This is a genomic window from Oerskovia sp. NPDC056781 (assembly GCF_042789955.1).
In the GTDB taxonomy this organism is placed as follows: domain Bacteria; phylum Actinomycetota; class Actinomycetes; order Actinomycetales; family Cellulomonadaceae; genus Oerskovia; species Oerskovia rustica.
In genome coordinates, this window is record NZ_JBHUAD010000053.1 from 1 (window position 1) to 21,369 (window position 21,369).

Here is a 21,369-nt window from a genome sequence, read left to right on the forward strand (position 1 = left end):
GTGCAGTTCGGGTCGTCGCAGGCCATCGGAGACGACCCGAACTGCACACTCGGCGGTTAGAGCGGCCTGCCGAGTCGTTGTCGCCAGAGCGGCCACCCAGCGACAACCAGCCCGATCTCGACGGTCGAGGGTCAGGTGCGGGCCGACCCGCGGTTCCCGACCGACCGAGCGCCGACCCGGGACGTCGGGAACGCGTGCCGCCTCGCCCCGACCACGATCCCCACGACGGGCACCGCGAGCGCGAGCGTCGCCCACGGCAGCGCACCCGAACCGCCCGCGCCCAGCACCACGCCGCCCACGATCCCGCCGAGCGCGAGCGCCCCGTTCCACGAGGTGACGAACGCTGATTGCGCGACGTCGGCCGCGGGACCTGCGGCTCGCGCGAGCGCGGTCTGGAACAGGGTCCCGCTGCCGCCGAACGCGAGGCCCAGCGCGGCGACCGCCGCGTAGACCGCGACGGGGGAGTCCGCCGCGACCGCGAGCGTCAGGCCCGCGACCCCCAGGAGCGAGGCGGCGAGGACCGTCATGACGCGCAGGTGCGTGTCGATCAGGGCCCCGATCACGACGAGGCTCGCGAACGACGTCGCCCCGAGCACCGCGAGCAGGACACCGGTCTGCGTGCCGAGCCCGACGTCGGCGAGGAACACCGCGACGTACGTCGAGAACACGTTGTAAGCGAGGACGGTCAGACCCGTCACGAGCACGACCGGTCCGACGCCGGGGATGCGCAGCGTCCGCCCGATCGGCACCTGTGACCCGCGCGGCTCGCCCGGGAAGTCCCGCACGCCCCAGCGCACCCACGCCGCCAGCCCGAGGCTGAGGATCGTCATGGCGCCGAACGCCCAGCGCCACCCGACGGTCGCGCCCAGCGCGGTCCCCGCCGGGACACCGAGGGCCAGCGCGAGCGGCGCCCCGCCCATCGCGATCGCGAGCGCCCTCCCGGCCTGCTCCGGTGCGGCGAGCCGACGCGCGTATCCCGCGAGCAGCGCCCAGGTCAGCCCGGCGACGAGCCCCGCCGCGAAGCGCGCGCCGAGCGTGAGGGCATAGCTCGACGAGACGGCCGTCACGGTGTTCGCGACCGCGAACCCGGCGATCGTCGTGAGCAGCAGGCGGCGCCGGGGCCAGCGGGCCGTGGCGCGGCTGAGGGGGATCGCGGCCACGATCGCGCCGATCGCGAAGACCGTGACGGTCTGGCCGGCGGCGCTCGCGGAGACCCCGAGGTCGGCGCCCAGCGCGGGCAGCACGCCCGCGGGCAGCACCTCGGTGAGGAGCGTGACGAACCCGGTCGCGGCCAGGGCGAGCAGGGGCAGCAGGGGAAAGCGCGTGCCCGACGGCGGAGCGGGTGCGTCGGCCGGGTCGGGGTGCGTGGTCGTCGGGAGAGCGTCGGTGGACGGCTCGGTCGGGGCGGTGCAGGTGGTCATAGGGTTAGCATGAATGTCTGACATGGATGTGAAGGTCAAGCCGGACCCGCGAGAGAGGCGTTGCGCATGCGTATCGGCGAGCTGTCCCGCCGCACCGGCACGGCCACCCGGCTGCTGCGGTACTACGAGGAGCAGGGCCTCCTGACCCCGCAGCGCGAGGAGAACGGCTACCGCGAGTACGGCGAGCACCTCGTCGACCGCGTCCTCCAGATCCGGGGTCTGCTGGAGGTCGGCTTCCCGACACGGATCATCGCCGAGCTGCTGCCGTGCCTCAACCAGCCCCGCGAGATCCACCTGCACAACGCCTACCCGGACAAGATCGCGCTGCTCGAGGCCGAGCTGGCCCGGATGACCGAGCGCATCGGCACCCTCACGAGGAACCGCGACGCGATCGCCGACTACCTGGAGCGCATCCGGCTCGACGCGGCGCCGGCCGCCCTCGCCGAGAAGTGAGCAGATGCCCCTGGTCCGAGCGATTCAGGGGCATCTGCGCACTTCTCGGCGGCTCTCACCGCAGCGGGTCAAAGCTCCTGATCTCGGGCGGCACCGTCCCGGTCATGATCTGCTCGGCGAGCAGACGCCCCGTCGCGGGCCCGAGCACGATGCCCCACATCCCGTGCCCGCCCGCGACGTACACGCCGGGAGCCCGGGTCGCGCCGACGAGCGGCAGCCCGTCGGGGGTCACGGGCCGGGACCCGACCCACTCGTCGTGCCGGTCGTCGAGGTCGACTCCCTGGAACAGGTCGCGCACCGACGCGAGGATCGCCTCGATGCGCCGCGGCTGGAACGGCTCGTCGGGGCCGCGGAACTCCATGGTCCCCGCGATGCGGAACCGCCCCTGGTAGGGCGTGCACGCGACGCGGCGCGACGGCAGGTAGATCGGCTGCTCGACGGGCACGTCGGTCTTGACCGTGAACGAGTAGCCGCGCCCGGCCTGGACGAGCGTGCGCACCCCGAGCGGCTTCGCGAGCCCGGGCAGCCACGCACCGGTCGCGAGGACCGCGACGTCGGCGACCACGGGGTCCTGCCCGTCGACGAGCACCTGGACGCCGCGCCCCTCCTGGGCCCGCAGCCCGGTGACGGTCGCGCCGGTCACGATGCGCCCGCCGCGCGCGCGGACCGCGTCGCCCAGCGCGCCGACGAACGGTCCGGGCTCGATGAACCGCTGGCCCTCCAGCGCGTAGACCGCGCGCACGCGGTCGGTGAGCTGTGCGGGCCGCCCGACGGCGTCGGTCCCCTCGGGCGCCCGACCGTCGCCCGGGTGCGACGCGCCGGAGGGGCGTGCGGCGTCGTCGGGCCGGTCGATGCGGCGCAGCGGGACCACCTGCCCCGCGGCCTCGACCTGGGCGATCTCGTGGAGGAACGGCGCGGCCTGCTTCTCGTCCTCGAAGCCGATGACGAAGGGTCCGGGGGTCGAGCGGGCGGCGACGCCGTGCGCGGCGAGCTCGTCGAACGCGTCGAGCGCGAGCCGGTCGATCGGGGTGAGCGCGGCCATCGCGCGGTCCCACGCGCGCTGGGACGCGTGGGTCGCGAACCGGGCGAGGAAGGACCACAGGCGAGGGTCGAGCCGGGCCGGGACGTGCAGCGGCGCGGCCGGGTCGAGCAGTGCCTTGGGTGCGTAGGTCCAGAGCGTGGGGTCGGCCAGCGGCATGGCCATGCCGGGCGTGAGCCAGCCGGCGTTCCCCCACGAGGAACCTGCGGCGACCCCTTCGCGGTCGAGGACCGTGACCTCGACGCCACGGCGCTGCAGGTGCCAGGCGGTCGCGAGGCCGACCATGCCTGCGCCGACGACGACCGCCGTGCGGGGGGTGGGGGAACCAGGGGTGGTGCGTGACGGGGGGGTCATCGGGGGCTCCTTTGCCCTGAGACGTTGTCGACCCGGCCTCGAGGATGCTGAGGCCGGGTCGTGGGAGACGGGTTGCGCCTCACCACCAATGGTGGAGTGATCTTCGGTAGGGTTCAAGCAGGCTGACATGTTCTTCGTGAGAAGGACGCCTGGCCGAACGATCTTCTCCAGGACGACGAGAGCAGAGGACCATGCCGAACGATCTTCGGGCCGGCTCGACGCAGGTCCAGGCGGCCGTGCTCGACGAGACCGACCGCCGCATCCTCGCCGTCCTCGACGCCGACGCCCGGGCCACCAACAAGGCCGTCGCGGAGGCCGTCGGGATCGCGCCGTCGACGTGCCACACGCGCATCCGCTCGCTCCAGGAGCGCGGCGTCATCCAGGGCTTCCGCACCGAGATCGACCCGGCGGCCATGGGCCGGAGCCTGCAGGCGCTCATCGCGGTGCGCCTGCACTCGCACGCCCGGTCGGGCCTCACGGCGTTCCGCGACTACCTCGCGGGGCTGCCCAACGTCGAGGGCATCTACTTCGTGACGGGCGACCGGGACTTCATGGTGCACGTCGCGGTGCGCGACTCGACCGTGCTGCGGGACCTCGTCGCGAGCACGCTCAGCGTCCGCCCCGAGGTCGCGGGCACGAGCACGACGCTGATCTTCGACTACCTGCGTCCATGACCTGCGGACCCCGGCTCGCGTCGAGCGCGCCCCGGGGACCACGCACGTCCTGACACGGTGCGGCCTCGCTTCCCGGCGGGGCGCGGCGGCGCCGGATACGTTGGCGTCGGGTGCGGCACGTCGGTCGGGCCCGTGACGAACGGAGAGTCATGTCCTCACGTGCCGAGCTCTCGTCCCGGTGGCGCGTCGCGCCCTCGGTCCCCGTCGCGGCGGTCGTGTTCGTCGTCTACTGCGTGGTCGTGATCGGCCTGATGCGGATCTCGGGCGTCGGGTACGAGGACTTCTTCGAGACCGCCGGATCCACGATGCGCGCGGTGGTCCTGCCGCTGGCGGCCGGGGCGGTCTGGCTCGTGGCCTTCCTCGCCTGGGCAGGCTGGGACCACGTGTTCCGCGACGCGCGCCGACTGCCGACGGGCTGGTTCCTGTGGACCTTGCCTGCCGTCATGGTCCTCGTCGCGGTCCTGCACCTCGTCGGGCTCGACTGGTCGCTGTTCGCTCCCGAGCACCTGCTCGCGGTCCTCCTGGCGAGCCTGCTGGTCGGCTTCACCGAGGAGACGCTCTTCCGCGGTGTCGTCCTGCGCTCGATGCGCCAGGGCGACCGCTCCGAGGGCACGGCGATCCTGTGGACGACCCTGTGGTTCGGCGGGTTCCACCTCACCAACCTGCTGCTGAACGAGCCGGGTGCCGTCGTCCAGATCTTCTTCGCGGCACTCACGGGGACGGGCCTGTACCTGGCCCGTCGCGGGACGGGGACGATCGTCGCGGCCATGGCGCTGCACGCCCTGTGGGACTTCTCGTCGTTCCTGGCCGGGGTCCACCTGTCCGACGCCGGCGCCACGCTCGCCGCGAACGCCTTCATCCCGGTCGTCTACGTCCTCGCCGCCGTGACTCTCGTCGTGCTCGTCGTGCGCGAGCGCACGCGGCCCGCGCGGGAGGCGGTCACGCCCGACTCGGTGGTCTCGCCGAGTCCGGGAGCGCCGTCCTGACCCGTGGCGGAGTCGCCCGACGGCCCGGCCCTGCGCTGGGTCGCGGTCCGGGAAGCCGTCAGCCCGCGAGCGCCCGCGCCTCCTTGTCCGGGTCGAGCCCCACCCGGGGGCGGTCGGCGCGCTGGGGAGCGGCGCCGTCGGGCAGGGTCTCCAGCCAGGCCCAGGTGTCCGCGACCGTCTCCTCGACGGGCCGGTTGCGCAGGCCCGCCTCGACCGCGCGCGACACGTCGCCGCGGTGCACGGTGTCGTGCAGCTCGCCCGGGGGGAGCCAGACGGGGAGCTCGGTCCAGGGCGCGATGCCGGCGGCCTCGATCAGCTCGGGCGTGGTCCAGCGCAGCTCGGCGTCCGAGCCGGTCGCGGCCACGCACGCGGCGAGCAGCTCGCCCATGGTCGCGTGGCCGCTGGGGCTCACGACGTTGAACGGCCCGCTCAGGCCCTGCCCGGTCGCGTCGAGCACGAACGCGGCGAGGTCGCGCGCGTCGACGTACTGCAGGGGCAGCGCGCTGGGCCCGGGCGCGAGCACGGGGCCGCCGCGGGCGATCCGCTGCAACCACCAGGGCAGGCGCCCGACGTTCTCCCGCGGCCCCAGGATCAGTCCCGCCCGGGCGAGGACCGCGCGGTGCCCGAACGTGTCCTCGACGGCCAGCTCGCCGCCGCGCTTGGCGCGCGCGTAGTCGACGTCGGCGCCGTCGTCGGGCGACGCGTCCACGAGGGGAGCATCCTCGCCGGCGCCCGCCTCGGTCGGGTACGTGTACACCGACCGGCTCGACACGTACACGTAGCGGCCCACGCGGTCGGAGAGCAGGTGCGTGGCGTCGCGCACTGCGCTCGGGGCCCCCGACCACGTGTCGACCGCGACGTCCCACTCGCCGTCGGCGAGGGCGTCCAGGCCCCCGACGGCGGTGCGGTCGCCGTGCCGGACCCGCACCCCGTGCGGGGCCTCGCGAGTGCCCCGGTGGAACGTCGTGACGTCCCAGCCGCGGGCCAGGGCGTCGTCGACGACCGCCCGACCCACGAACTCGGTCCCGCCCAGCACCAGCAACCGTGTCCCGTCCGTCATACCCACGACTCTGCCCGCTGCGGGCGCCGTGCGAAAGCGCACGCCGCCCGGGGCGCGGGCGCCGGCGCGTGCGATAGTGACCCGGCCGCTCGTCGAGCGGGCGCTCGCCGGTGCGGACGAGCAGGCTGTGAGCCGGGAGGAGGGCGTCGTGGCAGGTCGACGGGTGCGGGTATCGCTGTGGGCGGTGGCCGTCGTGGTGGCAGCGTCCGTCGTCGCGGTCGGGTGGCTCCCGCTCGACGCCGCGGGCCGGCTCGCGGCCCGCGTCGGGCCGATCCTGCTGTTCCTCGTCGCGATCACGATGGTCGCGGAGATGTGCGCGGCTGCCGGCCTGTTCGACGCCGCAGCCTCCTGGGCGCTGCGTCTCGCCCGGGGCAGCCGCCTGCGTCTGTGGGGGCTCGTGGTGCTCCTCGCGAGCGCGTGCACGGTCGTCCTGTCGCTCGACACCACGGCCGTCCTGGTCACGCCCGTGGTCCTGACGATCGCGCGACGCACGGGGTCCCGGCCGCTGCCGTTCGCGCTCACCGTCCTCGCGCTCTCGAACACGGCCTCGCTGCTGCTGCCCGTCTCCAACCTGACGAACCTGCTCGCCGCCCACCGCCTCGCGGGGCTCCAGCCCGGCGTTCCGTACGCCGCGACCATGTGGCTGCCGGCGCTCGTGGTCGTCGCGGTGACGGTCGCCTACCTGTTCGGGGTCCACCACCGCGACCTGCGCGGGACGTTCGACGCGCTCCCGCTGGTCGCCGAGCGCGACCGCGTGCTCCTGCCGCTCGCCGCGCTCGTGACGGTCGCGCTCGGGGTGTGCTTCGCCGTCGGGCTGCCCGTGGCCGCCGTCGCGGTGGGTGGCGCCATCGTGCTGCTGGCCGTAACGCTCGTACGGCGCCGCGACCTCGTGGCGCCCGTGGGCGAGCTCGTGCCCTGGCGGACCGTCCTGGTCCTCGCCTCGCTCTTCGTGGCCGTCGAGGCGTGGCAGGTGCACGGCCTCGGGGACCTGCTCGCACGGTTCGCGGGCACCGGGACCGGGACGGGGGACCTGCTCCAGGTCGCGGGGGCGGGCGCCGTCGCGGCCAACGTCGTCAACAACCTGCCCGCCTACCTCGCGCTCGAGCCTGCCGCCGCGGGCGACCCCGCACGGCTCGCGGCCCTGCTCGTCGGCGTCAACGCGGGTCCGCTGATCACGCCGTGGGCGTCGGTCGCGACCGTGCTGTGGTGGGTCCAGTGCTCACGGCACTGGATGGGGTTCCGCGAGGTCGGCTGGTGGCCGCTCGTCCGGCAGGGGCTCGTGCTCGCGCCGCTCGCCGTGGCCGCCGGGGCGCTCGCGGTCGCGGCCGTCGCGTAGCCGGGCGCCGCACGCGGAGCGGCCGGGTGCCGAGAACGGCGTTGAGGTCGTCATCGAGGGGATGGCGACCTCAACCCCGTTCTCGCGGCCCGCAGCTCAGGCCCGTACGCCGATCCACAGCCTCCCGTGCGGCACGAGGTCCGCGCTCCGGTGCTCCTCGAACCCGATGCGCTGCATCCCCTCGACCCGGGCAGGGTCGACGACGGCCGTGAGCAGCGGGCCGTCCGCGGGCGCCACCGGGACGCCGTCGGGCGTGCGCGCGGCGCGCGCGGGCGCGTCCACGAGCAGGCGCAGGGTGGCGGCGCGTTCCGTGCCCTCGACGTCGGGCGCGACGGCAGCGGCGACGAGGATGAGGCGCGGGCGGACGTCGTCGAGCGCGTCGGCGATCACTGACTGGGCGACGTCCAGGGCCTGACGGGTCGCGACGCGGACCGGTTCGTCGTCGGCGGGCTCGTCGAGCGGGTCGACGCCCACCTCGCGCACCAGGACCCCGCGCAGCTCGTCCTCGAAGGCCGGGACCTCGGGCGGGAGCCACACGGTCGTGGCCCGCAGCCCGTCGGCGTCCTCGGCGACCCAGATCTCGCCCTGTTCCATGATCCCGTGGCTCAGGACGAGGCGGGTCGCGGACGAGAGCTGCTCGGGGTCGACCGGGGCGTCGGGGGTGCCGTCGCCGTCGAGGTCGACCACGGGGTGGTCCGCGGTGAGCAGGCGGGCCACGCCGGGCACGTCGACGAAGCGCGCGCGCCGGACGGTCACCCTCGGTGAGGGCGCTGCGCCGGGCGCGTCGCCCTGCTCGTGGTGCTCGGTGTCTGGGGCGGGCATCGGGTCTCCGATCCTTCGGGGCTGCGACCTCCCGCCAGTCTCGCCCGCCCGCCTGTGAGGGGGCTGTGCGCGAGAGGATGGGTGCGACCCTGCTCGCACACCCGTCGCGCCCGAGGAGACCACCGTGACCGTCCTGCGCTCGATCCTGCTCTTCGGGGCCGCGGCCCTCTTCGAGATCGGTGGCGCGTGGCTGATCTGGCAGGGGGTCCGCGAGCACAGGGGGTGGGTGTGGATCGGGGCGGGGGTCGTGGCGCTCGGGCTGTACGGCTTCTTCGCGACGCTCCAGCCCGACGCGAGCTTCGGCCGGATCCTGGCGGCGTACGGGGGAGTGTTCGTCGCGGGCTCGCTCGTGTGGGGCATGGCGGTCGACGGCTTCCGGCCGGACCGTTGGGACGTGCTCGGGGCGCTCCTGTGCCTCGTCGGCGTCGCGGTCATCATGTACGCCCCGCGTCCGCAGTGAGCGAATTGTCCTCGACGTCCCAGGTGCCCTTCGCGAGGATGACGGCCATGACCTCAAGCCCCGCGCGTCCCTCGTCCACCGGCGCGGACGGGTCCACCGGCGCGGACGGGTCCGCCGGCGCCGGCGGGTGGGAGGCCGGCAGGCTCGCCGTCCGACCCTTCACGGCCGAGGACTACTCCTGGCTGCGGGTCTGGTACGAGGACCGGTCCTGGACGAGGAGCTCGGCCCGCTCGACGAGGAGTGGCTCGAGTACGTCCTCGCGGACGAGACGGGCGAGCAGCTCGTCGTCCTCGCGGACGGTGCGCCCGTCGCGACGGTCGGGCTCGTGTGGGCGAACGGGGAGCACGGGGCGCACGTGATCACCGACATCGCGGTGGACCCGGCGCGCCGCGGCGCGGGTCTCGGGCGCACGGCGGTGGGCCAGGTCGTGGCTCACGTCGAGCGGGAGGCCCCCGGCGGGTGGGCCGCGCACGTGGTGCCCGAGAACCTCGCCGCGTTCGCGTTCTTCTCGGCCCTGGGCTGGGACCACACAGCCGAGGCGGACCCGCAGGACGAGGACGGCATGCACACGTTCGTGACCCACGCCACCTCCAGGATCGGGGAATAACCTCGGGACCCTCCCGGTTCTCCTCCAAGTACATGCAAATGCATCAACTTGAAGGACGAGGGAGCAACCCCCATGCAGTTCGGAATCTTCACCGTCGGCGACGTCACCACCGACCCCGTCACCGGTCGCACGCCCAACGACACCGAGCGCGTGCGGTCCATGCTCACCATCGCGAAGCACGCGGACGAGGCAGGCCTCGACGTCTTCGCCACGGGTGAGCACCACAACCCCCCGTTCGTCCCGTCGTCCCCGACGACGATGCTCGGCTACCTCGCCGGGCAGACGAAGAACATCATCCTGTCGACCTCCACGACGCTCATCACCACGAACGACCCGGTGAAGATCGCCGAGGACTACGCGATGCTCCAGGTCATCTCGGACGGTCGCATGGACCTCATGATGGGCCGTGGCAACACCGGCCCCGTCTACCCGTGGTTCGGCAAGGACATCCGCGAGGGCGTCAACCTCGCGATCGAGAACTACGCGCTGCTGCGCCGCCTCTGGGAGGAGGAGGTCGTGGACTGGCAGGGCAAGTACCGCACGCCGCTCCAGGGCTTCACGGCCACGCCGCGCCCGCTCGACGGCGTCGCGCCCTTCGTCTGGCACGGCTCGATCCGCACCCCGGAGATCGCCGAGCAGGCCGCCTACTACGGTGACGGCTTCTTCCACAACAACATCTTCTGGCCCATGAGCCACACCAAGCAGATGGTCCAGTACTACCGCCAGCGCTTCGAGCACTACGGCCACGGCAAGGCCGACCAGGCGATCGTCGGGCTCGGTGGCCAGGTCTTCATGCGCAAGAACTCCCAGGACGCGGTCCGCGAGTTCCGGCCCTACTTCGACAACGCGCCCGTCTACGGGCACGGCCCGTCGCTCGAGGACTTCAGCGCGCAGACTCCCTTGACCGTGGGCAGCCCGCAGGAGGTCATCGACCGCTACGGCGCCATGCGGGAGCACGTCGGTGACTACCAGCGCCAGCTCTTCCTCATGGACCACGCGGGCCTGCCGCTCAAGACGGTCCTCGAGCAGATCGACCTGCTCGCCGGCGAGGTCGTCCCCGTGCTCCGCAAGGAGATGGAGGCCAAGCGGCCCGCCCACGTCCCGAGCGACCCGCCGAGCCACGCCCAGCGCGTCGCCAAGGCCCGCGCCGAGGGCAGGATCGCGGAGCAGGTCGTCGCGGCCGCGGACCACTGGACGGGCAAGACCGCCGAGGACGACATCACCGCCGCCGAGGCCGTCGAAGGCACCGTGGGCACCGCCCGCAAGGGCTCAGCGTTCGGTCTCTGACCGGCCGTCCGCCCGGGTGACCCGCGTGACCCGGGCGGACCGGGCCGCCCTCGTGGCCAGGGGCGGCCCGGACCCCAGCGCCGCCCGGCAGGCCACGAGAGCACCACGCACCACCCGCCGCACGCACCGTGCGGCACACTCGAAGAACCCTCACGAACCAGGAGCACCACCTCATGACCGCTCGCCAGATCGTCGCGATCTCCGCCGGCCTCGGCCAGCCGTCCTCGACCCGCCTCCTCGCCGACCGTCTCTCCGCCGCCACGGTGGCCGAGCTCGGCGACCTGGGCGTCGCTGCCGAGGTCACGACGGTCGAGCTGCGCGACGTCGCCCACGCCATCACCGACGCGATGCTCACGGGCTTCGCGAGCGGCGACCTCGCCGAGGTGATCGAGAAGGTCACGGGCGCCGACGCGCTCGTCCTGGTCACCCCGCTGTTCACGACCACGTACTCGGGCCTGTTCAAGTCCTTCGTCGACGTCCTCGACAAGGACTCGCTCCAGGGCGTGCCAGTGCTGCTGGGCGCGACGGGCGGCACGTCCCGCCACTCGTTGGCCGTCGAGTACTCGATGCGCCCGCTGTTCACGTACCTGCACGCCGACGTCGCGACGACCTCGGTCTTCGCGGCCACCGACGACTGGGCTGCCGAGGGCGACAGCACGCACGACGCGGGCCCGCTCCCGGCCCGCATCCGCCGTGCGGCCAAGGAGCTCGCGACCACGGTCGCGGCCCGCGAGCCGCGCACCGCGACGGGCATGTTCGACGGCGTGCCGTCGTTCGCGCAGATGTTCGGCAAGTAGGGGATCCGCCCGAGGACCCACCGGCGTGCCGGGTGGTGGACCCGGTCGAGGGGGGCCGTCGAGTGGGTGAAACACGGTGTGACCCGCATCACCCGCGGCCCGGGAGGGCTCCTTCTGGATGTGCGCCCGACGACGAGGCGCCGACAACCCACCACCTCCCGAAAGGCACGTCCATGTCCACCCTCTCCGTCAACGGTCCGGCGATCTCCCGCCGAGGCTCCGTCTCTACCCACGTGAGCGACGCCGTCGACGCCCTCGCACGCTTCCTGACCCGCTGGTCCGTCCCGGCCCTGCGGGTCGCGCTCGGCCTGGTCTTCCTCGGGTTCGGCGTCCTGAAGTTCTTCCCCGGCGCCAGCCCCGCCGAGGTCGTCGCCGAGCGCACGATCGACACCCTGACCCTGGGGCTCGTCCACGGCACGGTCGCCGTTGTCGGGACCGCGGTCGTCGAGTGCTTCATCGGCCTCACGCTCGTCAGCGGGTACTGGCTGCGGGCGGGGCTCGTGGTCATGGCCGGCGCGTTCGTCGGGATCCTCGCCCCGACCGTGCTGTTCTTCGACGAGCTGTTCGCCTCCGGCATGACGCTGCTCGGGCAGTACGTCCTCAAGGACGTGGTGCTGGTCGCCGCGGCGACCGTCGTCGGGGCCTACGCGCTGGGCGCCCGGCTGCGCCGCACGGCCTGAGCCCGACGCGAGATGCGGTGGGGTCACGGACCGACCGTGACCCCACTTCGCCGCATCTCGACGACGGCGCTCACAGCGGGGCGCGCCCCGTCCTCGCGCCCCGGCCTCGGCGACCACCGTCCCGGCAGCCGTCGCCCGGGACGCAGCGCCATCGGCACCGCGACGGCCGCGGCCGTCAGGACCCACGCCGAGTAGTCCAGCCCGAGGAACGCCCAGATGCTGCCGTGCATCGCAGCGACCGCGAGAACGAACGGGATGCGCGCGACCCGGATCGCGAGCCACACCGGAGCCGTCAGCTCGAGCACGAGCGCCCCGCCCGCGAGCGCCTGCGTGAGCCACGGCTGGTCGGCGACGGTGTGGACCCATGCGTCCCCGAACGGGGACCCGCTCCCGCCCTGGCGCAGGACCCACGACATGTTGTCGCTGAAGACCCACCCGGTGCCGCTGTGCCGCAGCTTCTGCGCGCCGGTGAGGAAGTACACCGTGGCGAGCGCCGCGAGCGCGGCACGCGGTGGCCATCCCCAGCGCGGGCTCCGCTCCGTGGCGGGCAGCGCTTGCGGCGGGTCGGCCGCGAGGAGCAGGACGAACCCGACCGTGACGGTCAGGACGTCGTTGTGCAACACCTTGCCCGAGCCGCCCCACAGGGCGGCGAGCGCGGTGTACGCGCACCAGGCGAGCACGAACCCCGCGCGTCCGGAGCGGCGAGCCACGACGAGCGCCACGCCCAGGAGCCCGGCGCACTGCACCACGACGAGCAGCCATGCGGGCGGGGCGAGGAGCAGCCAGCCCATGACGGTCCCGTGGTCGGTGAGCGCGGCCGGTCGGTCGGCGATCCTGGTCCAGTCACGTGTGGCCAGACGCAGCCCGATCACGAGAGCGAGGAGCGTGCGCACCTCGAGCAGCCGGTGGGCAGGTCCGGGGGCAACGAGGACGCGGTCGACGACGTGCGCCGCCCGGCACAGCGACGAGCCCGCGGAGCCGCTCACGGCACGACTTCCAGGACCGTCTCGCGCGACCGCTCGACCCAGGTGCTGGTCCCGTCGGGCAGCGTCCGCACCGCACGTTCGAGCCGCACCGTGGTCACGGCCGCAGGGTCGATCCCGGCCAGGGCGAGCCACGCGGACACCATCTCGCGGCGCCGTTCGGGCGTGGCCGCGGAGAGGTCCGGGTACTGGCGGGTCGTCGTGGTGAGAGGTTCGGATCGGTCGGCCGGGTGGACGAGGACGTCGCCGTCGTCGGTCGCGGCCACGAGCTCGAGGCTCACGGTCGTGCCGGTCCGCACCGTGCTGAAGAGCCGGTACGCGGTGAGCGGCCAGACCTCGGCCTCGACGGCGGCCGTCACCAGCAGCGTGAGCACGAGTCCGTACGTCACGGCGCGCGCTCGGTGCAGGTCGTGGCGCGTCGCCTCCGCGGCGCGGGTGGCGGCGTCGGGCCAGGGCGCGGCCCATGCGGGGCGGTGGCCGCGCGTGGTGCGGGCGTCGTTGCGGAGGGTCACCCGTCGACCTTCCCAAGGCTTCGCGCCGGGGACATCGGCCCGACGGCGGCACGCGCCCTCGCCTCAGGGCGCGGACCTCGGGGGTGGGTTCAGCCCTGGGGCTGATGCGGCGCCGTCGAGGCGGCGGGCGGGCGCCGGCCCCGGGGCGCGCACGGACCTCGTGCGTGCCACGCTGGGCGCATGCCCGCGCGGGACGACGACGCGACCCCCCACCCGGTGCCCGCTGCCGGCGCGGGCCAGCCGGACGCCCCTGCGCTGCGCACGCTCCTGCGGCTGAGCGTCCCGGCGGTGCTCGTCGGGATGATCTCGGCGCTCGTGCTCTACGCCCTCGACTGGTTGTCGGCCGAGGCCGAGGACCTCCTGTGGACGGACCTGCCCGGGTCGTTGGGCGTGGACCCGGACTCGCGCTGGTGGATCTTCGCGATGCTGACCGGCGCGGGCCTGCTCGTGGGGCTCGTGGTGTGGCTCGTCCCGGGGCACGGCGGCCGCGACTCCGCGACGACCGAGCTCATCGCGCCCCCGCTGCCGCTGCGCGTGCTGCCCAGCCTCGTGGTCGTCACGGTCCTGGGCCTCGCCGGGGGAGTGAGCCTGGGGCCGGAGAACCCGATCATCGCGATCAACACCGCGCTGCTCGTCGTGCTGGTCGCGCGGCTGTGGCCCCAGGTACCCACGGACCTCGTCGTGATGCTCGCGGCGGCTGCGACGATCGGTGCGCTGTTCGGCACCCCCGTCGCGGCCGCGCTCGTGTTCACGGGCGTCGTCGCGGGCTTCCCCCGGGGCGGCCCGCTGTTCGACCGGCTGTTCCTCCCGCTCGTGTCGGCCGGTGCCGGGGCCATGACCATGGACGCCATCGGGCGACCGTTCGGTTCGATGGACCTGCCCGACCTCGGGGTGCCGGACATCGGCGACGTCGGCGTCTCCCTCGCGGTCGCGACGCTCGCCGCAGGTGCCGCCCTGCTGGGCGTGCTCGCGTTCGGGCACGTGCACCGGTTCTTCCACGGCATGCGCAACCCGGTCCTGTACGTGACGCTCGGCGGCGTGCTCCTGGGGATCCTCGGCGCGATCGGCGGGCCGCTCACGCTGTTCAAGGGCTCCCAGCAGTCGTTCGAGCTCGTCCAGCAGCGCGCCGACTTCTCGACGTGGAACCTCGTCCTCATCTTCGCGGTCAAGCTCGTGGCGCTCGTGATCGCGGCCGCGGCGGGGTTCCGGGGCGGGCGGATCTTCCCCGCGGTGTTCATCGGGGTCGCCGCCGGGGTGGCCGTCAACGCGGCCTTCCCCGGTGCGCCGCTCGGGCTCTCGGTCGCGAGCGGCGTCCTCGGCGTGGTCCTGGCGGTCGGGCGCGACGGGTGGATCGCCCTGTTCGTCGCGGTCGCGGTCGTGGGGGACGTCGGGGTCCTGCCCGTGCTGTGCCTCGCGATCCTGCCGGCGTGGCTCCTCGTGCGCACCGCCCCCGAGATGCTCGTGGCCCCCGAGGCGACCGACCACGCCGTGCCGCGGCGGGACGGCGTCGCGTAGGGGCATCCGGCCCCACACATCGGCGCCACACATCGGCCCCGCAGGTCACCCGACCGTTCACCCGCCGGACGAGCCGTCGTCGCGCGCGGGGCAGCTCCCACTGGACGTGTCCCCGGGTCCGTGCGAGGACGCGGGCACCGACGGTCCCGCAGGTCCCGCCGGATCCGCAGGTCCCGCCGGATCCGCCGGCACCGACAAGACCGACATCGACGACGTCGACAGCGGGGCGCCGCGTGCCACGAGCTCGTACGCCGACACGGCGCTCGCGAGGATCCCGGCCCCGACGACCGCCGCGTACACGCGGTCCGCGAGGGTCGGTCGGCAGTGGTGGGCCGGGGGCGGGGGAGGCGCAGCACGGGACATGTCCCGAGCCTCGCCCGGCCCACGGCCCCCGGGCATCGACCCCGGGGCGGCCCTGCCCCTGGCCGCGGGGCGCGTCCCGCCCGGGCGTGCTCCCTCCCAGGGCGGACGCGACGCCGTCGGGCCCCCGCCCCAGGGCGGTGCCGCTCCGGGGACCGCCTCGCTACGGTGGGTCCGTGCACCTCGCCCTCCGCCGTGCCCCCGTCTGGGCGCAGGACCTCCTCGCGGCCTTCGCGGTCGGTGCGGTGTGGTTCGGGTTCGTCGGGTACATGTACCGGGGCGACTACTGGAGACCGCACTTCATCGAGCCGTACTGGTGGACGGGGGCCTGGCTCGTGGGGGTGCTCGCCCTGCGGCGCGTCGCGCCGGGCTGGGCGTTCTGGGGCACCGCGATGCTCTACCCCCTGTTCCAGTTCGGCGTCTCGTCGAGCCTGTTCCATCTCGCACCGCTCCTCGTCGCGGGCTTCTGCGCGACCCGGCAGGGGGCCGTGCCGCCGGCGCTCGCGGCGACCGGGGCCGTCCTGTCCGGGTGGGCGCTGAACCTGTACCTCCAGTCCCTGTTCGGGTACGGGAAGATCAACTCGTGGGCGACCCCCTCGGACATCCTCTCCACGGTCGCGCTGGCGCTCGCGGCCGTCGCGCTCGGGTGGATGGTCCGGCGCATCGCCGTGACGGGGGAGGAGCTGCGCGCGCGCAACGAGGAGCTCACGGCACTGCAGGGGGTGCTGGCGCAGCAGGCGGTGCTCGCCGAGCGCACGCGCATCGCACGCGAGCTGCACGACGTCGTCGCGCACCACATGTCCGCGATCGTCGTCCGGGCGCAGGCCGCGGACCGTGTCGCCCCCAACCAGCCCCAGGCCCCGGCAGAGGCGGTCACGTGGATCGCGGAGGAGGGCAAGAAGGCGCTGACCTCGATGCGCTCGGTCGTGCACGTGCTGCGTCGTGAGACCGGGGAGGCGCTCGAGCTCGCGCCCGCGCCCGCGCTCGTCGACGTCCGGGCCGCGGCCGCACGTCTGACCGCGTCCGGACGGGAGGTCGAGCTCGACCTGCCCGACGACCTGGGCGACCTGCGACCCGAGGTGAGCCTCGCCGTCGTGCGCATCGCCCAGGAAGGTCTGACCAACGTGCTGCTCCACTCGCTCGCCCCACGCCTGAGCCTCGAGGTCGTCGCGACGCCCGGGTACGTGCGCGTCGCCGTGAGCGACCCCGGTCCGCCCCTGCCCGACAACCCTGACCTGCACGGCGGCAACGGGCTGCTGAACATGCGCGAACGCGCGCTGTCGTGCGGCGGCACGCTGTCCGCCGGACCCGACCACAACGGCGGCTGGCGCGTCCAGGCCGTCCTGCCCCGAGAGGCCTCATGACCCACGCCCCCGTCCCGCCTCCCCCTCCGGAGCCCGGCGCCCGGCCAGGGCTCGTCCTCGGCCACGTCGTCGCCGAGAGCCGGGCCTTCAGCGAGCCCGTGCGCGTCGTCGTGGTCGACGACCAGGCGACGATCCGCCTGGGCCTGCGCATGATCCTCGACAACGAGCCCGACATCACGGTCGTGGGCGAGGCCGCCGACGGCACCCAGGGCGTCAGGATGGCCCACGCCCTGCGGCCCGACGTCGTCCTCATGGACGTGCGCATGCCGCACCTCAACGGGATCGACGCCGCCGCGCAGATCTCCGGGGACCCGGCGCTCGCGGGCGTGCGCACGCTCGTCCTGACGACGTTCGACGACGACGAGTACGTCTACGGCGCCCTGCGCGCGGGGGCCGCGGGGTTCCTGCTCAAGGACGCCGACCCCGAGGCCCTCGTGAACGCGGTCCACCGCGTCCGGGCGGGGGACAGCCTGCTGGACCCGGGTGTCACGCGGCGGATCATCGAGCGGTACGTCGAGCTCTCGGACTGGCACGCGGGCTCGGGCGTCGCGGCCGCCCCGCGTGCGGGGGCCGGGCTCGAGCTCGCGACGCCGCGCGAGCGCGAGGTGCTGCTCGCCGTCGCTCGTGGCCTGTCCAACAAGGAGGTCGGGGACGAGCTGTTCCTCTCGGAGGCGACCGTCAAGAGCCACGTCCGCTCGCTGCTGACCAAGGTGGGGCTCACGAACCGTGTCCAGCTCGTGATCCTCGCGTACGAGGCGGAGCTGGTGCGGCCGGGGCGGTGACGGCTGCGACGGTACTGACGGTACTGACGGCTGCGACGGTACTGACGGCGCCCACGCCGCCCCGGCGGCGTCCCGGCCATCGCCGCCCCGGCGGCGCGGCGTACGCTTTCCCGGGGGCCAGGCCCGGTCCCACCACTCTTCCTCGAAGGACACAGGCAGCACCATGGTCAACCTCGCGTACGTCATCGCCGGATCGGAAGCCACCGGGGGAGCCGGTATCCAGGCCGACCTCAAGACGTTCCAGGAGCTGGGCGTCTACGGCGTCGGGACCCTGACGTGCATCGTGTCGTTCGACCCGAAGAACGGCTGGGGCCACCGGTTCGTCCCGGTCGAGCCGCAGGTCATCGCGGACCAGTTCGAGGCCGCGAACGCCACGTACGACCTCGACGTCGTGAAGATCGGCATGCTCGGCACGCCCGCGACGATCGACGTGGTCGCGGAGTCGCTCGCGAGCAAGCGCTGGCACCACGTGGTCCTCGACCCGGTCCTCATCTGCAAGGGCCAGGAGCCGGGCGCCGCCCTCGACACCGACACGGCGCTGCGCGAGAAGATCCTGCCGTTCGCGACCGTCATCACCCCGAACGTGTTCGAGGCGAAGATCCTGTCCGGCATGGAGAAGATCGAGTCGGTCGACGACCTGGTCGAGGCCGCCGAGCGCATCCACGCCCTGGGCCCGGACTTCGTGGTCGTCAAGGGCGGCGTCGAGCTGCCCGGCCCGGACGCGGTCGACGTCCTGTTCGACGGCCAGGAGATCACGGTCTTCTCCGTCCCCAAGGTCGGCGAGGAGCGCGTGAGCGGAGCGGGCTGCACGTTCGCGGCGGCGATCACGGCCGAGCTCGCCAAGGGCAACGACGTCGAGCGCGCCGTGGGCGTCGCGAAGCAGATGGTCACCGAGGCCATCGAGGCGCGCGTGAGCTCGCACGCGCCGTTCGACACGGTGTGGCAGGGCGCGTTCACGCACTGACCTGGCACGGGGAGGGGACCGCCCCGGCCCGACGACGTCACGCGCCCGGGCGAGGTCTCCTCGCCCGGGCGTCGTGCTCGATCCCGGCAGCCCGGCGTTCGCCGTCCGGTCCGACGGATCGACCACCAGGCAGACGCCCTCGACAAGCCGGGCCGTCGAGCGCCTAGGCTACGGACCCGTGACCGACAACCTTTCCCCCGCATCCACCGACGGCAACGGCCGCACGGGCGCCCGGCACGAGGTCCCGGCGCCGCTGCGCGACGACGTCCGGCTCCTCGGCCGTCTGCTCGGCACGGTCCTGACGGAGTCGGGGGATCCCGCGCTGCTCGACGACGTCGAGCACCTGCGCGAGCTCTCGATCCGCGCGTACGGCGAGCACGCGGACGCCGCGCTCGAGGAGGCCGAGCGCCTCGTCGAGGGCTTCAGCCACGAGCGCGCCGAGCAGGTGGCCCGTGCGTTCACGGTGTACTTCCACCTCGCGAACCTCGCCGAGGAGCACCACCGTGTGCGCGTGCTGCACGACCGTGAGGCCGAGCTCGCGCCGTCGGTCGTCGACGACACCCTCCCCGAGGCCTTCACGCAGCTCGCGGACGAGGTGGGGCACGAGGAGGCGCTCGCCCGCCTGCAGCGGCTCGAGTTCCGCCCGGTCCTCACGGCACACCCGACCGAGGCCCGCCGTCGGGCGATCTCGGCGTCGATCCGTCGCCTGTCCGCGCTGCTCACCGAGCGCGACTCCCTGCCGTCCGGCGGCGCGTCGCTCGCGGAGAACGAGCGCAAGCTCCTTGCCGAGATCGACGGCATGTGGCGCACGTCCCCGATCCGCGCCGCGAAGCCCTCGCCGCTCGACGAGGTCCGCACCGCGATGAGCGTGTTCGACGCGACCCTCTTCACGGTCTTCCCGACGGTCTACCGCCGCCTCGACGACTGGCTGCTGGCCGACAAGGCCGGCCACGACCGCCCGCAGGCGGCACCGTTCGTGCGCCTCGGCACCTGGATCGGCGGCGACCGCGACGGCAACCCGAACGTCACCGCGGAGACCACGCGCCAGGCGGCGGCCATCGCGGCCGACCATGCTCTCCAGGCCCTCGAGCGTGCGGCGCAGCGCATCGGGCGCACGCTCACGCTCGACGAGCAGGGCACGCCCGCGTCGGACGGGCTGCGCTCCCTGTGGCAGAAGCAGCGCCAGCTCTCCGAGGCCATCACGGCCGAGGCCGCCGCGGAGTCTCCCGCCGAGCCGCACCGCGCGGTCATGCTCGTCGTGGCCCGTCGCATCGCCGCGACCAGGCTGCGCGACGCCGACCTCGCGTACACGGTGCCCGAGCAGCTCGAGGCCGACCTCAAGGTCGTCCAGGACTCGCTCATCGCGGCGGGCGCGCCCCGTGCCGCGTACGGCGACCTGCAGCAGCTCGTGTGGCAGGTGCAGACCTTCGGGTTCCACCTGGCCGAGCTCGAGGTGCGCCAGCACTCGCAGGTCCACGAGGCCGCCCTCGCGGAGATCGCGGAGAACGGCGTGCACGGCGCGCTGTCCGACCGCACGCGCGAGGTGCTCGACACGTACCGCGCGATCGGCTCGATCCAGCAGCGCTACGGCGTGCGCGCCGCCCGCCGCTACATCGTGTCGTTCACGCAGAAGCCCGAGCACCTGGCCGCGGTCTACCAGCTCGCCGAGCTCGCGTTCGAGGGCGCCGACGACGCACCCGTGATCGACGCGATCCCTCTGTTCGAGACGTTCGCGGACCTCGAGGCGAGCGTCGAGATCCTCGAGGCCGCGCTCGAGCTGCCGCAGGTCCAGCGCCGCCTCGCGGAGAACGGCCGCAAGGTCGAGGTCATGCTGGGCTACTCGGACTCGTCCAAGGACGTCGGGCCGGTCTCCGCGACCCTCGCGCTGCACTCCGCCCAGAGCCGCATCGCGCAGTGGGCGCAGCGCCACGAGATCAACCTGACGCTGTTCCACGGCCGTGGCGGCGCCCTCGGTCGCGGTGGCGGCCCCGCGAACCGTGCCGTCCTCGCCCAGCCCCCGGGCTCGGTCGACGGCCGGTTCAAGCTGACCGAGCAGGGCGAGGTCATCACGGCCCGCTACGGCGACCCGACGATCGCGGCCCGCCACATCGAGCAGGTGGCCGCGGCGACGCTGCTGGCCTCCGCACCGTCGGTCGAGCGTCGCAACGCCGAGGCGACCGCGCGCTTCGCCGACGTGGCAGCCGCCCTGGACGCGTCGTCGCGCGAGCACTTCCACGCACTGGTCCGCAGCGAGGGCTTCCCGCAGTGGTTCTCCGAGGTCACGCCCCTCGAGGAGGTCGGCCTGCTGCCGATCGGGTCGCGCCCGGCCCGCCGAGGGCTCTCCGTGGAGTCGCTCGAGGACCTGCGCGCCATCCCGTGGGTCTTCTCGTGGTCTCAGGCCCGCATCAACCTCGCCGGCTGGTACGGCCTGGGCACCTCGCTCAAGGAGTTCGGCGACCTGGAGCGGCTGCGCGAGGCGCACCGCGACTGGCCGCTGTTCGCGACGCTCATCGACAACGTCGAGATGTCGCTCGCCAAGGCCGACGAGCGGATCGCGGAGCGCTACCTCGCGCTCGGAGACCGCGACGACCTCGCGGCCAAGATCCTCGACGAGCTGCGCCTGACGCGCGAGTGGGTCCTGAAGATCTCCGGGAACGAGTGGCCGCTGGCCGGCCGCCGGGTCCTGGGGCGCGCGGTCCAGCTCCGCAGCCCGTACGTCGACGCGCTGTCGCTGCTCCAGCTCCGTGCGCTGCGCGGTCTGCGCTCGGGGGCCGAGGGCCAGTACAAGGACGGCTTGCAGCACCTGCTGCTGCTCACGGTCAACGGCGTCGCAGCGGGCCTGCAGAACACGGGCTGACCCGCGCCGCCCTCTCGGTGCCGAGCATGCGGATGGCGTCCGTCCCTACCCTGAGA

Annotated in this window: 20 protein-coding genes; 14 read left to right on the plus strand and 6 right to left on the minus strand. The window is 73.9% G+C overall.

Annotation, left to right across the window (positions count from 1 at the left end):
* Positions 1–131 precede the first annotated feature (131 nt).
* Complete coding sequence (locus ACFRCR_RS06940; RefSeq protein WP_377676286.1) at positions 132–1,421, minus strand: MFS transporter; 1,290 nt, start codon at positions 1,419–1,421, stop codon at positions 132–134.
* A gap of 66 nt (positions 1,422–1,487) precedes the next feature.
* Between ACFRCR_RS06940 and ACFRCR_RS06945 the strand changes: the two genes are divergently transcribed.
* Positions 1,488–1,874 carry a MerR family transcriptional regulator gene (locus ACFRCR_RS06945; RefSeq protein ID WP_377676287.1) on the plus strand — a complete coding sequence of 129 codons (387 nt, stop codon included), beginning with the start codon at positions 1,488–1,490 and terminating at the stop codon, positions 1,872–1,874.
* A gap of 55 nt (positions 1,875–1,929) precedes the next feature.
* On the opposite strand, the gene ACFRCR_RS06950 is transcribed toward ACFRCR_RS06945, so the two are convergent.
* Positions 1,930–3,267, minus strand: coding sequence for an FAD-dependent oxidoreductase (locus ACFRCR_RS06950; RefSeq protein ID WP_377676288.1), 1,338 nt, complete (start codon positions 3,265–3,267; stop codon positions 1,930–1,932).
* Positions 3,268–3,458: 191 nt separating this feature from the next.
* Between ACFRCR_RS06950 and ACFRCR_RS06955 the strand changes: the two genes are divergently transcribed.
* Both ACFRCR_RS06955 and ACFRCR_RS06960 read left to right on the plus strand, forming a co-directional pair.
* A complete protein-coding gene (locus ACFRCR_RS06955; protein ID WP_191794879.1) occupies positions 3,459–3,941 on the plus strand; it encodes an Lrp/AsnC family transcriptional regulator in 483 nt (160 codons plus the stop codon).
* Positions 3,942–4,090: 149 nt separating this feature from the next.
* Complete coding sequence (locus tag ACFRCR_RS06960) at positions 4,091–4,927, plus strand: CPBP family intramembrane glutamic endopeptidase (protein WP_377676289.1); 837 nt, start codon at positions 4,091–4,093, stop codon at positions 4,925–4,927.
* Positions 4,928–4,985: 58 nt separating this feature from the next.
* Here the strand turns inward: ACFRCR_RS06960 and ACFRCR_RS06965 are convergent, their stop codons facing one another.
* Positions 4,986–5,987 (minus strand): NAD-dependent epimerase/dehydratase family protein, encoded by a 1,002-nt coding sequence (locus ACFRCR_RS06965; RefSeq protein ID WP_377676290.1) that lies wholly within the window; start codon positions 5,985–5,987, stop codon positions 4,986–4,988.
* Positions 5,988–6,063: 76 nt separating this feature from the next.
* On the opposite strand from ACFRCR_RS06965, the gene ACFRCR_RS06970 reads away from it, so the two are divergent.
* Positions 6,064–7,323 carry an SLC13 family permease gene (locus ACFRCR_RS06970; RefSeq protein WP_377676291.1) on the plus strand — a complete coding sequence of 420 codons (1,260 nt, stop codon included), beginning with the start codon at positions 6,064–6,066 and terminating at the stop codon, positions 7,321–7,323.
* Between the two features lie 96 nt (positions 7,324–7,419).
* Here ACFRCR_RS06970 and ACFRCR_RS06975 read toward each other — a convergent pair whose 3' ends face one another.
* Positions 7,420–8,145: a hypothetical protein gene (locus tag ACFRCR_RS06975; protein ID WP_377676292.1), complete on the minus strand. Its 726-nt coding sequence runs from the start codon at positions 8,143–8,145 to the stop codon at positions 7,420–7,422.
* Positions 8,146–8,269: 124 nt separating this feature from the next.
* Here ACFRCR_RS06975 and ACFRCR_RS06980 point away from each other — a divergent pair, with 124 nt between their 5' ends.
* The 5 genes from ACFRCR_RS06980 to ACFRCR_RS07000 all read left to right on the plus strand — a co-directional run bounded on the left by ACFRCR_RS06980 (position 8,270) and on the right by ACFRCR_RS07000 (position 11,976).
* Positions 8,270–8,605 carry a YnfA family protein gene (locus ACFRCR_RS06980; RefSeq protein WP_377676293.1) on the plus strand — a complete coding sequence of 112 codons (336 nt, stop codon included), beginning with the start codon at positions 8,270–8,272 and terminating at the stop codon, positions 8,603–8,605.
* 127 nt (positions 8,606–8,732) lie between these two features.
* Entirely contained in the window at positions 8,733–9,212 is a 480-nt protein-coding gene (locus ACFRCR_RS06985; protein WP_377676294.1) for a GNAT family N-acetyltransferase, read from the plus strand.
* Positions 9,213–9,284: 72 nt separating this feature from the next.
* Complete coding sequence (locus ACFRCR_RS06990; RefSeq protein ID WP_377676295.1) at positions 9,285–10,499, plus strand: LLM class flavin-dependent oxidoreductase; 1,215 nt, start codon at positions 9,285–9,287, stop codon at positions 10,497–10,499.
* A 173-nt stretch (positions 10,500–10,672) separates the two neighbouring features.
* Positions 10,673–11,296 (plus strand): FMN reductase, encoded by a 624-nt coding sequence (locus ACFRCR_RS06995; protein WP_377676296.1) that lies wholly within the window; start codon positions 10,673–10,675, stop codon positions 11,294–11,296.
* 173 nt (positions 11,297–11,469) lie between these two features.
* The gene (locus ACFRCR_RS07000) at positions 11,470–11,976 is read left to right on the plus strand and encodes a DoxX family membrane protein (protein WP_377676297.1); all 507 of its coding nucleotides are present in this window, start codon (positions 11,470–11,472) and stop codon (positions 11,974–11,976) included.
* 23 nt (positions 11,977–11,999) lie between these two features.
* Here ACFRCR_RS07000 and ACFRCR_RS07005 read toward each other — a convergent pair whose 3' ends face one another.
* Both ACFRCR_RS07005 and ACFRCR_RS07010 read right to left on the minus strand, forming a co-directional pair.
* On the minus strand, positions 12,000–12,962 hold the full coding sequence (locus ACFRCR_RS07005) for a hypothetical protein (RefSeq protein WP_377676298.1): 963 nt from the start codon (positions 12,960–12,962) through the stop codon (positions 12,000–12,002).
* Positions 12,959–13,471, minus strand: coding sequence for a hypothetical protein (locus tag ACFRCR_RS07010; protein WP_377676299.1), 513 nt, complete (start codon positions 13,469–13,471; stop codon positions 12,959–12,961). The genes ACFRCR_RS07005 and ACFRCR_RS07010 overlap by 4 nt, the downstream gene beginning before the upstream one ends.
* Before the next feature lie 180 nt (positions 13,472–13,651).
* On the opposite strand from ACFRCR_RS07010, the gene ACFRCR_RS07015 reads away from it, so the two are divergent.
* The 5 genes from ACFRCR_RS07015 to ACFRCR_RS07035 all read left to right on the plus strand — a co-directional run bounded on the left by ACFRCR_RS07015 (position 13,652) and on the right by ACFRCR_RS07035 (position 21,313).
* Entirely contained in the window at positions 13,652–14,986 is a 1,335-nt protein-coding gene (locus tag ACFRCR_RS07015) for an ion channel protein (RefSeq protein ID WP_377676300.1), read from the plus strand.
* Positions 14,987–15,522: 536 nt separating this feature from the next.
* The gene (locus ACFRCR_RS07020) at positions 15,523–16,710 is read left to right on the plus strand and encodes a sensor histidine kinase (protein WP_377676301.1); all 1,188 of its coding nucleotides are present in this window, start codon (positions 15,523–15,525) and stop codon (positions 16,708–16,710) included.
* Positions 16,707–17,492 carry a response regulator gene (locus tag ACFRCR_RS07025; RefSeq protein ID WP_377676302.1) on the plus strand — a complete coding sequence of 262 codons (786 nt, stop codon included), beginning with the start codon at positions 16,707–16,709 and terminating at the stop codon, positions 17,490–17,492. Before ACFRCR_RS07020 ends, ACFRCR_RS07025 begins: the two co-directional genes overlap by 4 nt.
* Before the next feature lie 163 nt (positions 17,493–17,655).
* Positions 17,656–18,456: a bifunctional hydroxymethylpyrimidine kinase/phosphomethylpyrimidine kinase gene (thiD, locus tag ACFRCR_RS07030; protein WP_191794917.1), complete on the plus strand. Its 801-nt coding sequence runs from the start codon at positions 17,656–17,658 to the stop codon at positions 18,454–18,456.
* Positions 18,457–18,634: 178 nt separating this feature from the next.
* Positions 18,635–21,313 carry a phosphoenolpyruvate carboxylase gene (locus ACFRCR_RS07035; RefSeq protein ID WP_377676303.1) on the plus strand — a complete coding sequence of 893 codons (2,679 nt, stop codon included), beginning with the start codon at positions 18,635–18,637 and terminating at the stop codon, positions 21,311–21,313.
* The last annotated feature ends 56 nt before the right edge of the window (positions 21,314–21,369 follow it).